Origin of the sequence: Halorussus caseinilyticus (assembly GCF_029338395.1) — an archaeon.
Classification (GTDB): Archaea; Halobacteriota; Halobacteria; order Halobacteriales; family Haladaptataceae; genus Halorussus; species Halorussus caseinilyticus.
The window spans coordinates 2,643,748-2,655,988 of record NZ_CP119809.1 but is presented as its reverse complement, the minus strand read 5'-3'; the positions used below and the strand labels follow the sequence as shown (position 1 = coordinate 2,655,988).

Here is a 12,241-nt window from a genome sequence, read left to right as displayed (position 1 = left end):
CGCCCACGGCGGGCGCGGCGCTCGTGCGCCGCGCCCGCCGCCTCGAAGTCGCCGCTTCGCGGCGACCGTTCGGCGAAACGGTCCGTCCGGCGGCGGAAGCGAAGCCGCTGGCACGCGAACTAACCGGGCCGTCAGGACCCTTCACCGACGAACCGCACGGTTCACCGACGAAACTCGGACAGAAAAACCAGCAACCTTCGACTCCCGATTCAGGACCGGCGGACCCGAGGCCGACGCGCTCACCGCTCGCCCGGCGGGTTCAGGTCGCGCTGGAACTCGTCGTAGACTTCCAAATCGTCGGGCAACTCGTAGTCGATGCGCCGGGACTCCTTGTCGGTCTCCACGTCGGCGTCGAGCGGTCGGGCCACGTCCTCCCATCCGGGCTTGATTTTCACGCTCTTGGCGGGTTGGCCCACCGCGACGTGGTGGGCGGGAACGTCTCGCTGGACGATGGACTTCGCGCCGACGATGGCGTTCTCCCCGACGCGGACGCCCGCCTTGACCATCGAGTCGTAGGTGACGCGGGCGTCGTCCTCGATGACGGTGTGATAGTTCTCGACCTCGGTCTGGTCCACCACGTCGTGGTCGTGGGTGTAGACGTGCGCCGAGTCCGAGATGGAGACCCGATTGCCGATGGTCAACTTCCCGCGGTCGTCCAGATGCACGTCGTCGTGGACGACGGTGTTGTCCCCGACGGAGATGTTGTGGCCGTAGGTGAACGTGATGCCCTTGAAGAACCGGCAGTCGTCCCCGCACTCCTCGAAGAGATGGTCGGCGAGCATGCGCCGGAACCGGAGCGCGAACTCCACGTTGTCGGCCATCGGCGTGGCGTCGAACTGCCGCCAGAGCCACTGGAGGTGTTTGGAGTGTTTGAACTGCTCCTCGTCCTTCTCGGCGTAGTACTCGCTTTCGAGCGTGGCGTTACACGGGTCGTAGCTCTGGAGTCGCGCGCGCTCGGCGGGCGAGACATCCTCGCCGCTCTGCCACCGGTCGTAGGCGTCTCTGTCGCCGTGGAGGTCCACCAGCACCTCCTCTACCACGCCGCAGGTGTTCTCGTCACTCGCCAGTCGCTCGTCTACCTCCGCGATGAACTCCGCCAGTGAATCCTCCATCTCGTCGGAGAGGGATACGTGTCGTTTGGTCATACAGGGTCCTCCGTCGTTTATCTCTCGATTCCTACTCGTTCTGACTTGATGGGGGTTTTGGTTCCGGCGGTACGGGACGGTACCCCACACCGAACCGTCGGGTTATCTTCGGTCGTCGTCGCCGTCCTCACCGCTTCCACCTTCGCCGTCACCACCGTCGCCGACGCGGTACCACTTCCGGAGGACGCTCGGCACCAGTTGTGGTCCCACGGCGACGTACAGCGGCAGGAACACCGCGGCGTAGCGTTGGTTGTACCAGTCGGTGGCGTCGAGCGCGAACGGTCCCCTGAGGTAGTAGACCCACACCACGAACGCGCCGACGGCGAGCGCGATTTGGGCCGACTGGACGCTTCGCAGGTACGAGAGGGAGGTTCCGAGACGGTCGGCTCTGTCGGCGGTGGGCGTCTCGATGTCGGCCCACATGTGGAGGGCGGTAGCGACGGCGAAGAGACCGAACAGCGCCCAGTACACCGTCGCCGACGGGTCCTCGGACCCGATAGCCAGCACCGCGTCGATAGTCGCCCACGCGGTCACGACTTCGACCGGAATCGCGTCCGTGACGTTGTCTACCCACGACGGTTCGATTTCGACGGTCTTCTCGTCGTCCGACGCGGCACGGCGCCGTGCCGCGTCGGACACGCCCGGAACCCCCTCAACTGCCGGGCGTTCCCGAGGCACCCCGAGTAGTTCTCGCCCCATGCCGAACTGTTCAATCTACCGACGGATAAACCTGCGTCGGGGTCGAGCGCCCCCTCAGGCCAAGAAGACGTGTCGCGGTCGGTCGGCCAGCACGTCCCGGCCCCAATCGACCGTATCCGAGAAGGCGTCGCTCCGGAAGAACGCCATGGCGTCCTCGCGGGACTCCCACTGACTGGCGATGAACATATCGTTCTCGTCCTCGCGGTTGACCAGCAGGTTCGACTCGAAGTGGCCGTCCATGTCTTCGAGGAGTTCGCCCACCGTCTCGAACTTCTCCACGAAGTCCCCGCGGTGTTCGGGCTTGGTGGTGTAGAACATCCCCATCGTGCCGAATCCGCTCTCCTCTCCGGCGCGAGCGACGATGCCCGGCAGGTCAGCGAGGAACCCGCCCGCGGTGTCGGCCGCGCTCTGGGTCTCCCAGATGCTCACGACCGCCGACCGACCGCCTTCGACTCCCTCGCGGGTCTCGTACACCGCGGTCTTGACGTGGGTGTCGTAGTGGTCGAAGTTCTTCCGGAGGCCGTCTACCTCCTCGAAGAGTTCGTCGGGGTCGGCCTCCGAGTAGAGTACCATCGCGTACACGTCCTCGCCGTGGGGTTGGCCCGCGTAGATGTCGAGGTCTTCGAGTTCGCCGCGGATGTCGCGGTCTTCGAGTTCGCCGCGGATGTCGCCGCCCTCGTCGTCTCCGCCGTCGCCGCCGTGGTGTCCACCCTCGCCGTGGTGTCCACCCTCGCCGTGGTGTCCACCCTCGCCGTGATGCCCGCCTTCTCCGTGGGGGTGGCCCGACTCGTCACTCTCGCCGTCGGCGGGGACCGCTCGCCCGGCCATGAACGCCGGGAGGTCCTCGGGTTGGAACTGCCGACCGAAGTAGAACGGGCCGAACTCGGCGTACTTGGAACTGCTCTCGTCGAACCGGAGTTCGTAGAGCAGGTCCTTGATGTTGGTCGGGTCGTTGCTGAACAGGTCCACGCCCCACTCGTAGTCGTCGAAGCCGATGGACCCGGTGATGACCTGCGAGACCTGTCCCGCGTAGGTCTTGCCGATTTCGCCGTGGGTGTCCATCATGTCGGCGCGCTCGTCGAAGGGCAGGTCGTACCAGTTCTCCCCCGGCGCGCGGCGCTTGTCCATCGGGTAGAAGCAGATGAACTCGCTGTCGGGAATCTCGGGGTAGAGTTTGCTCTCGGCGTAGCGCGCGAGTCCGGTGTCCTCTATCTCCGAGGGTTCTTTCGTCATCTCCTCGGAGGTGTAGCCGCCGACTTCCGTCACCGAGACGTAGGAGTTCGACTGGTCGGTGTACTCGGCGAACGCGGTGTCCTCGAACGCTCGCTCGGCGGTGTCCAAGTCGGCCATCGTCGGCCGGAAGTGGACCACCAGCAGGTCGGCCTTGTGGCCCAGAACCGAGAACACCGCCGACGACCCTTCCTCGGCGTCGGTCACGTCAACTCGATTTCGGAGGAACGAGACGCCGCTCTCTAAAGCGGTCTCGCGCTCGCGCTCGGGGGCGTCCCGCCACGCGTCCCAATCGACGGTTCGGAAGTCGTGTAGCGCGTACCAACCCTCGTTCGTCGCCGGGGGTTCTCTCGTCATGTCTGACTCTCGGTTCCGTGGCGGTAATAGGTTTTTGAGTCGTCCCGAGACCGACGCCGAAATCGGCCGTCTCCCCCCGACCGAAAGCCTTTCAAAAATACGCTCTGAATCATCCGCCAATGCGGAAAAGCGGCCCGCCGAAAGGCCTCATCGCGTATCTCGTGTTGGAACTTCTGGACGAGAAACCGCGGTACGGGTACGAGATACTCAAGGAGATTCGTTCTATCAGCGGCGGTCACTGGGAACCGTCCTACGGGTCGGTCTACCCCATCCTCTACAAGTTCGAGGAGAAAGGCTGGGCCGAGCGCATCGAACGCGCGGACGAACCCGACCGAAAGTACTTCGAACTCACCGACGCGGGTCGCGAGGAGTTGCAGGACAAACGCGAGGAGACCGGCGGCAAGGCCAAGGACTTCGCGGACGTAATCTTGGGCTTCTACCACGTGTTCGCGGCGTTCGCCACCGACGACCGATTCGAGGTCGGGAGTCCGCCCGGCGAGTGGCGCTTCGACGAGGCGTTCAACGCGTGGGTCATCGAACAACTGGTCCGCCACTACGAACGCGACTTCGGCGACTTCGAGCGCATCCCCGACACCCCCGAGGAGTTCGCCGAGCGAATGGGACTGGCGGACGACGGGAAGTAAGTCGGTGGTCGCGCCGCCATCGGCGCGCAACGTCGGTTTCTCGCCCGCGAAAGGCGGTCGTCTCCGTAGACGCGGCGATGTAACCGCGGACGAGAGGATTTTCGTCGGTATCGGGCTACTCGCTCCGAGATACTCGATATAGATAATGCGCTCGCTCCATTTATAAATAAGAACACTTTTATATTTATAATATATAGTAAAATTAGAGTAAGATGACTAAAAAAGAGGAATTAACGGATAGTTTTTCTAACGTCTCTCGGCGAGACGCGTTGAAGAAGTTGGGGGCCGCGGGTGCCGCCCTGACCGTTTCGTCTAGCGTCGCGGCCGCCGACTCCGGTCGAGGACGGACACTTCGACCTTCGACGAGCGGTATCGAGGCGCTGAGCGAAGCCGCAGTGACCGTGACCGAAGACGCCAACGTCCGCGTCGAGATGTCCGGGACGAAGCGCGCTGGCGTCAGTGCGGCGAAGGGCTACCGCGTCGAACTGAACGACGCTCAGACCGAGAGCGGACGGCCGACTCCACAGCAGGCGAAAGCGACGGTGGTTCCGCTCCCCGAGTCGGAGCTTCCGGCACAGAAGAGCGACCGACAGACCGAGCTTTCGAGTTCGAAGACGCGCACCGACACCGCCACCGAAGACGACGGTATCGGAACGCTGAGCCACGGCGGTGGCGATAGCGAAAGCGACTACGAAGGCGGTGTTTGGGCACGTACTGAGGACCCCATCGACATCACGGTCACGAAGACGAACCACCGAATCGAGTGGACCACCAGCGGCGGCGAGACCGACTGGGTGGGCCGCAAGTACGACGCGAACGCGTACCGAGTGGAGTCGCCTCCGGCACCACCGAGTCCCGGCAAGAACGCGTCCATCTGGCACGTCGACGACTCGGGCTTCTACTCTCCCGACTGGTCGGGCTACGATGTCGATAGCGAGGTGTACGCCGACTACTACAACTGGACGTGGAGTTACGACACCAACAAGACGACATCCCACCACCGCGTCACGGCCGTCGGTAATCCCGATGGCTCTCTCGACTGGAGTACGAGTCACTGGCACACCGGAGAAGACGCGACGGCGCTCCGCGTCGACGCCGGAATCTACGGTAACTACTGACCGATTCGCTTTTCGACGGCGACGACGACCGGTCGGAAACCCACTCTCGTTCCGAACCGACCTCGCTCGTGAACGCCGCTATCTCGACATGAGGGAGTTACGACGCGGTGTCGCGCTCACGAAACGTCCCCGATTGAGCCGGTCACGTAGCCCTCTATCCCCCAAATGCTTATACAAATTAAAGGGGTAGTCGGACGTATGAACTGGCCCGTCAGAAAGGATGCTTCGACGGCCGCCGCCATACGAGTCGGAATCAGCGTCGGCGTCGGCGTGTTGGCCCTCTATCTCGTCACCGGTTTCGTCGTCGCACGGTGGGACCTCGCGGACTTCTCTACGCGCCTCACTCTCGAAATGGTCGGGGCGTTTCTGCTTCTGGGGGCGCTTACGGTCGCTACGTTTGCGATACCGATTACCGCCTACGTCCGATTTCACGTCGTCGCACCGGTCGTGATTCTCGGCGTCGTCCTCCTCGGTTGGGTCGGATACGCCGTCGTGACCGGTATTCTCGCGTCCGAAGCCGTGTTCGGACTCGGACTGTACGCCATCGGTCTCTCGCCGCTCTACGTCGTCTGCTACGCGGTCGCCGGTGGTCTCGAATACTACGTTCGAAAGCGAGTCGCGTCGTGAAACGCCCTCGGGTTCTGCCTATCCCGACAGCAGTTGCGGGCCAAACACCATCAACAGCAGACTCACGAGCATCACGAGACCGATTGTCGTCGTGACCATCGTGGTCAGTTGGCGGCCCTGACTCGTCGGCAACCGCGAAACCACCGCCTCGGTACTCGTCCGGAGGATGTGGCCGCCGTCGAGGGGGAACGCCGGGATGCAGTTGAAAAAGCCGAGGTTGAGGTTCACCCATCCGGTCCAGAACAGCACGTTCGCCAGCACGAACAGGCCCCAGTCGCCGAGGAACGACAGCGGACCGCCCGCGGCGGTGTAAAAGCCGCCGTTCCACGCGACGAACCCGGCAAAGTTGTAGGTCGCGCCGAGCGAGACGCTGGCGAACGGGAGCAACAGTACCCCGAGGACGCCCGAGAGGAACGAGACGACCGGGCCGCCGATGCCGCCCACGAAGTCGCCGAACTTGCCGCCCAACAGGTCCAAGTACTGACCTGCGGGGTAGAGTTGGACGCCGAACCCGTTGACCGAGACGCCGCTGGTCCCCTGCATGACGTAGATGCCGAGCATGGCGTCCCCGTCGTTCCCGCCGAGTCGCACGTCGTAACTCTCGACGCTCCCGTTGACGTAGGCTTCGACGGTCACGCGCTGGTCGGGGTCGTACCGGTCCAGCGTGGTGCCGAGTTCCGAGGAGTTGCGGACGCGGGTGCCCTCGATGGACGTGATGACGACCGACCCCTCGGTCGGCATCTCGGCGTTCGCGGCCGCTCGGTCGGGTCGAACCGTCGCAAGCGCACCGATAGGTCCGGTCGCAGTCGTCCCGTCGCCGGTTTCGACGGTCGCTACCGTGCGGTTGGCGACCGCTCGGTGGAACTCGCCTTCGGTGTGGACCGTCGTGCCGTTGACCGCGGCGATGGTCGCGCCCTCGCCGATGCTCCCGGCGAACGGCGAGTTGGTGTAGATGCCGGTGACGAGGAGCGACCGCTCGATGGTCGTGGTTTCGCCGCTGGCTAAGGTCACTTCGACCGAGCGGTCCTCGGCCTTCGAGAGCGTGGCGTCGAGTTCGTCGTTGTTCCCGACTGCGGTGTCGCCGACCGAGACGATGCGGTCGCCCGCCGACAGACCGGCGTCGTCGGCGGCCGACCCCGGCATGACGCCGCCGACTGCCGCGCCGGGCGCGACGGCGATGGACCCGACGACCGGGCCGAACAGCAGGACGAACGCGACCAGCGTCACCGCGAAGTTGTTGGTGACGCCCGCGGCGAACATTCGACTCTGGCCGCCCCGGTCGGCGTTCGCCCGACTCTCCTCGTCGGGTTCCACGAACGCGCCGACCGGCAGAAGCGCGAGGGCCGCAATCCCCATCGACTCGATTTCGATGTCCTCGACTCGACACATCAGGCCGTGGCCGCCCTCGTGGACGACCAGACCGACTAGCAGGCCGAACAGGATTTCGGGCGCGACCGACAGCGGGAGGAACTGGTTGACGCCCGGAATCACGAGGACGTTCTGCGGTTGGGTCGCCGCGGTCGCGGGCGGCGGATTCCGAACGACTGCGACGGCCTGCACGACGAGGAGGAGGAACGTGCCGACCATCACGACCAGCGCGATTCCGAGTCCGAAGTTCCCCCACGCGCGCCACAACCGCTTGGGTCGGGCGAGTCTGTCGAGGAACTGCTTGCCGCGCTGGGTGTGAACGGTCAGAATCGGCCCCTGCGTGCCGACGTACGACGGCAGGAGGCCCTGCGAGTCGAGGACCAATACCCCGAGCCAGTAGACCGCAATTCCGACGAGAACCCACACGAGCGTATTCATCGAGCGAAAGAAGGGACGCGCCAGTCAAAGGCGTTTGGGAACGTCACGAAAAGACCGTCGGCGGAGACCGCCTCACTCGGCGGTCTGCCAGTCCTCTTCGAGTTCCTGTTCTTGGGACTTCGACTTGCGACGCTGGCGGAACTTCCGAGCGGTCAGGATACCCACCGCGGCACCGCCGACGATGAGGAGTCGCCGCGCGTACTTCCCGACGCGACTCTTCGAACCCTCGTCGGTCTCGTCCTCGATTTCGACCGCCGTCTCTTCGTCCATCATCTCGGCCGCCTCCTCGGGGTTGACTTCGGCCTCGATTTCTTTCTCCTCGACTCGCTTCTCTTCGCCCGACTCGACTCGCTTCAACGCTGGTTTCTCGAGATTGAGTTCGATTATCGCCATAGTAGTCTCCTTGGGTCGGAGCGACCGTAACCGCGTCGTCCGACTTTCCGTCGGAAGTAACGAGAGCTACCCACTTTGTTATGCTGGCCCTGAACCGGACTATCGGGGTGCTAATCGACAGCGGGCGGGGAGCGGTTCACCCCTCGCGCCGGAGTCGAGTCAGCACGAACTCTCGGTCGAGTTTGGCGAGGAACGGGCCGAGTTTCGGACCCTGCTCGTCGTCGAAAAAGAGGCGGTAGCCCACCGAGAAGAAGTCGCCGATGTCGATGTCGTGGCGCTTTGCGGTCTCGTAGATTTCGCCCTGAATCTCGTCGGGGTCGTCGTGGTCCGCCACGAAGTCGGCGAGTTCGTCCAGCGCCGCCTCGGTGTCGGCGTCTACGTCCACGTCGGGCATCTCGGCGCGCTTGAGTTCGTAGTCAAACTCGTTGCCCGTTCGCCGCGCCCACTCGCGCGCTCGCTCGACCCGCGAGAGCGCAAACTCCGTGACCCACTCGGGGGCGTCGTCGGGGACGTGGCCCTCGCGCCGGGCGATGCTCTCGCGGAGGTCCGGGTCGTCGGTCATGCCGAGGACCGCCGCGAAAGTGTAGGGCAGGCGGACGCGCCCACTGAACTCGTCGTCCGCGAGTTCGTCCAGTTGCGCGCGCCGGTCGTCGGTGACGGGCACGCTCTTGTCTTCGGGGTCGAGAATCGGCGCGCCGTCGGCGTCGAACCGGGCCGCGAGCGTCGGCCGAATCGTCGGCGGGTAGGCCGCAGACGCGATTTCGGCGGCCTTCTCGTCGGCGTCGGAGTCGTCGCGGTCGTCCTCGCCGTAGTAGGTGCGCTCGAAGGCGTCGAAGTCGTCCACGAGGTGGTCGAAGTGTTCGACGCTGAAGTCCCGCGCCTTGCTCGGGTCCTTCGTGAAGAAGTACCGCAGGACCTCGGGTTCTATCATCTCCAGCACGTCTTGGACCATCACGACGTGGCCCGACGACGACGAGAACGCCTCGCCATCGAGGGTGAACCACTCGTAGGCCATCGGAACCGGCGGTTCGATTTCGAAGACGTTGCGGGCCACGTCGGAACCGCTGGGCCACGACCCTTCGGCGTGGTCCTTGCCGAACGGTTCGTGGTCCACGCCCAGCACCTCCCACTGGGCGGGCCACTCGAAGCGCCACGGGAGTTTGCCCTCCCGGAAGGTGGCGGTGCCCTCGTGTCCACAGCCTTCGATGGTCTGGTCGCCAGCCTCCATGTCCGTACAGCGGTACTCGACGGTACCCTCGTCGGTGTTGACCGCGGTCACGGTCTCGGTAATCTTGCCGCACTCGTCGCAGATGGGGTTGAACGGGACGTACTCCTCGTCCACCTTGTCCTGATAGTGGCCGAGAACTTCGCGGGCCTTCTCGCGGTGTTCGAGGACGTAGCGGGTCGCGTCCTCGAACTCGCCCGACTCGTAGAGTTCGGTGTTCGAGACCATCTCGACGGGGATGCCCAGCAGTCGGGCGCTCCGCTCGATGAGATTCGAGAAGTGTTCGCCGTAGGAGTCACAGCACCCGAAGGGGTCGGGAATCTCGGTGTAGGGCTTGCCGAGGTTCCGGCCGAGCGCACCCGCGTTCACGTCGCCTAACTCCACGATGTTGCCGTCCAAGTCGGCCAGCTTTCGGGGGAGTTTGCGCAGTGGGTCGCGGTCGTCGGCGGTGAACACCTGCCGGACCTCACGGCCGCGTTTTCTGAGGGCTTCGGCGACGAAGTAGCCCCGGACGATTTCGTTCATGTTTCCGAGGTGCGGGACGCCGGACGGCGAGATACCGCCCTTGATGACGATTGGGTCGTCGGGGTTCCGGTCCAGAATCCTCTCGGCGACCGACTCGGCCCAGAACGCGTGGGGTTGCGGGCCTTGGAGGACGTAGGGGTCGTCGTCGTCGTGCATCTGGCGGGCGTCGGTGGGTTCGGTCGCGTCGTCGCTCATTCTTGCTCGTCTCGGACCCAGTAGGTCATCTGGTCGTCCGCGCCCTCGGGCACGATGTCGGTGCCGTCGTGGTCGCCGTACCGCACCGCGTCGGCGATGCGCTCGGGTTCGGTGCCGTCCAAGACGATGGTGCGCACGCCCGACCGCTCGATGAGCTTCGCGGCGAGCAGGTCCACCGGCGCGGAACTCCCGGCGTTCATCTCCAGACCCGCAATCACGTCCACGAGTTCCCCGGCGTTGAGTTCGTCGTACTTCTTCGCGTCGGGGTCCTCGTTGGGGTCGTCGCTGAACACGCCGGGCACGCTGGTCGCGTAGACCAGCAGGTCGGCGTTGGTGTACTCCGCGAGCGCGGCGCTCACGGCGTCGGTGGTCTGGCCGGGGGTCACGCCGCCCATGACGGCGATGTCGCCCCGATGCATCGCCGCACCCGCCGACTCGTAGTCCTCGGGCGGACTCGGGGCGGCCTGTTCGGACAGCGCCGCGATGAGCAGGCGGGCGTTGAGTCGCGTCACGTCGATGCCGATGTCGTCGAGTTCTATCTCGTTGGCTCCCAACTCGCGGGCACTGGCGATGTACTCGCGTGCGACGCCACCGCCCCCGACGACGGTTCCGACGGTACAGCCTTCGGCGGCGAGGTCCTCTATTACGTCGGCGTGGTCGCGTACGCGTTCGGAACCGAGGTCCGGAGCGAGTACGCTCCCGCCGATAGAGACGACTACTTTCATTCTGTGGCGGAGTAGCCCGGACGCGGCCTTAAGGATTGCCAACTGCCGGGAGCGTCGTCCCGATTTCCGTCACTCGCGCGGCGTTCGCGGTTGGTTCTCGTTCACGTCGCCCCCGGTATTCGTTCACGTCACACACGCCGGGAGAGCGGCCGGGCAGGTTCGGTGTCAGCGTCTGGCGGTGACGTTGAAGTACCGGTCCTAAAGACATCTAAAAATTGCTAAGAAGAATACAAAAGATGCTAAAGGATATATTCAGATATATTATACTCGACTATCCCGCGCGCTGGCGTGACCGCGTGAACGTATCGCGCCCACGGCGCGTGAGGGGCGAGAAGCTGGCGAGACGCTTTGCGTCTCGCCGGTCGTCACGAAGGCGCTCGCAGTCCCCAACACTCCCGTCGCTCTAGCGCCACCGAAGGCTACAAGCGCGCCCCCGCCCTTCCTCCAGACATGCACGTACTGAGCGTCGTCGGTCCCGACGCGGCGGCGCAAGCGGTCGCCGACCGACTGGCGGGTCGCTTCGGCGAAGACGGCCGCGTCGCGGAGATTCACCGGACCGGGACGAACGTCGAACCGCACGACGGCCCCGCGGCCGCGAGGTACGAGTTCACCGAGGATGGCTGGTCGGGTTCGGGCCGCGACCGGTCGCTGTCGGACCTGCTCGCGGACCTCGCGCCCGACCACGACTACGCGCTTCTCGTCGGCTTTCCCGACGCCGACGCGCCGCGGGTAGTCGTCGGCGACGGTGGACCCGCGTCCGTCTCCGCCACCGAATCCGTTTCCACCGGGGAAGTGCTGGTTCGCGCCGACGACGCCGCGGGCGTGGACCCCGCCGAAGTCCGGTCGGCGCTCGCCGAGACCGACCCCTACGAGACGCTCGAATCGCTGGTCGCCGAGGCCAAGCGGTCCGAGGACGCGCCCTACTCCGGCGCTATCGCCACGTTCACCGGCCGGGTTCGCGCCAAGGAGAACGACGACGACGACCCGACCGAGTTCCTCGAATTCGAGAAGTACGAGGGAGTCGCAGACGAGCGAATGGCGGCCATCAGCGCCGAACTGGAGGAGCGCGATGGCGTCTTCGAGGTGGTGATGCACCACCGAACCGGCGTCATCGAGTACGGCGAGGACATCGTGTTCGTCGTCGTGTTGGCGGGCCACCGCGACGAGGCGTTTCGGACGGTCCGCGACGGTATCGACCGCCTCAAGGACGAAGTGCCGTTGTTCAAGAAAGAGGTCACGACCGACGAGCAGTTCTGGGTCCACGAGCGCCCGTAGTCCGATTTCCCCGATTTCTGCCGACCGAGCCCTCGAAACCGTTACTGGCGGACGATTCGACCCTGCCGAGAAACGTTTTATTCGCGCCGACGACAGTTTCGGCGGCGCTGTGGCCCGTTCTGACCGCGGCGACGACCGGCCGAATTTGTCCGCTCACCCCTCGATGTCGGTCGTTCGTATGACGTTTGTAGTCTACCTCTAGAAAGCCGAAACAAAGACTTAGATTCCGTTTTGAACGATAAAAGAGTCGTAGAAAAAGTCGTAAAAAGTCAATTTC

General features: G+C 64.7%; 11 protein-coding genes. 4 read left to right on the top strand and 7 right to left on the bottom strand.

Translation table 11 applies throughout. The annotated features are described in order from the left end of the window. Positions 1-239: 239 nt before the first annotated feature. From P2T60_RS13440 to P2T60_RS13430, 3 genes are all read right to left on the bottom strand, one after another. Positions 240-1,145: an acyltransferase gene (locus P2T60_RS13440; protein ID WP_276279763.1), complete on the bottom strand. Its 906-nt coding sequence runs from the start codon at positions 1,143-1,145 to the stop codon at positions 240-242. A gap of 102 nt (positions 1,146-1,247) precedes the next feature. Further along, entirely contained in the window at positions 1,248-1,844 is a 597-nt protein-coding gene (locus P2T60_RS13435; protein WP_276279762.1) for a hypothetical protein, read from the bottom strand. Between the two features lie 54 nt (positions 1,845-1,898). Continuing rightward, positions 1,899-3,431: a heme-binding protein gene (locus tag P2T60_RS13430; protein ID WP_276279761.1), complete on the bottom strand. Its 1,533-nt coding sequence runs from the start codon at positions 3,429-3,431 to the stop codon at positions 1,899-1,901. Between the two features lie 119 nt (positions 3,432-3,550). Here P2T60_RS13430 and P2T60_RS13425 point away from each other — a divergent pair, with 119 nt between their 5' ends. The 3 genes from P2T60_RS13425 to P2T60_RS13415 all read left to right on the top strand — a co-directional run bounded on the left by P2T60_RS13425 (position 3,551) and on the right by P2T60_RS13415 (position 5,820). Further along, a complete protein-coding gene (locus P2T60_RS13425) occupies positions 3,551-4,075 on the top strand; it encodes a helix-turn-helix transcriptional regulator (protein WP_276279760.1) in 525 nt (174 codons plus the stop codon). Positions 4,076-4,287: 212 nt separating this feature from the next. After that, a complete protein-coding gene (locus P2T60_RS13420) occupies positions 4,288-5,193 on the top strand; it encodes a twin-arginine translocation signal domain-containing protein (RefSeq protein ID WP_382210293.1) in 906 nt (301 codons plus the stop codon). Between the two features lie 198 nt (positions 5,194-5,391). Continuing rightward, on the top strand, positions 5,392-5,820 hold the full coding sequence (locus tag P2T60_RS13415) for a hypothetical protein (protein ID WP_276279758.1): 429 nt from the start codon (positions 5,392-5,394) through the stop codon (positions 5,818-5,820). 18 nt (positions 5,821-5,838) lie between these two features. On the opposite strand, the gene P2T60_RS13410 is transcribed toward P2T60_RS13415, so the two are convergent. The 4 genes from P2T60_RS13410 to pyrH form a co-directional block, all read right to left on the bottom strand. Continuing rightward, the gene (locus P2T60_RS13410; RefSeq protein WP_276279757.1) at positions 5,839-7,626 is read right to left on the bottom strand and encodes a site-2 protease family protein; all 1,788 of its coding nucleotides are present in this window, start codon (positions 7,624-7,626) and stop codon (positions 5,839-5,841) included. Between the two features lie 72 nt (positions 7,627-7,698). Further along, on the bottom strand, positions 7,699-8,019 hold the full coding sequence (locus P2T60_RS13405; RefSeq protein ID WP_276279756.1) for a hypothetical protein: 321 nt from the start codon (positions 8,017-8,019) through the stop codon (positions 7,699-7,701). A gap of 136 nt (positions 8,020-8,155) precedes the next feature. Next, positions 8,156-9,964, bottom strand: a complete 1,809-nt coding sequence (gene lysS / locus P2T60_RS13400; protein ID WP_420028684.1) for a lysine--tRNA ligase — start codon at positions 9,962-9,964, stop codon at positions 8,156-8,158. Next, on the bottom strand, positions 9,961-10,689 hold the full coding sequence (gene pyrH, locus P2T60_RS13395; RefSeq protein WP_276279755.1) for a UMP kinase: 729 nt from the start codon (positions 10,687-10,689) through the stop codon (positions 9,961-9,963). The genes lysS and pyrH overlap by 4 nt, the downstream gene beginning before the upstream one ends. A gap of 450 nt (positions 10,690-11,139) precedes the next feature. Between pyrH and P2T60_RS13390 the strand changes: the two genes are divergently transcribed. Beyond that, on the top strand, positions 11,140-11,964 hold the full coding sequence (locus tag P2T60_RS13390) for a molybdopterin synthase (RefSeq protein WP_276279754.1): 825 nt from the start codon (positions 11,140-11,142) through the stop codon (positions 11,962-11,964). The last annotated feature ends 277 nt before the right edge of the window (positions 11,965-12,241 follow it).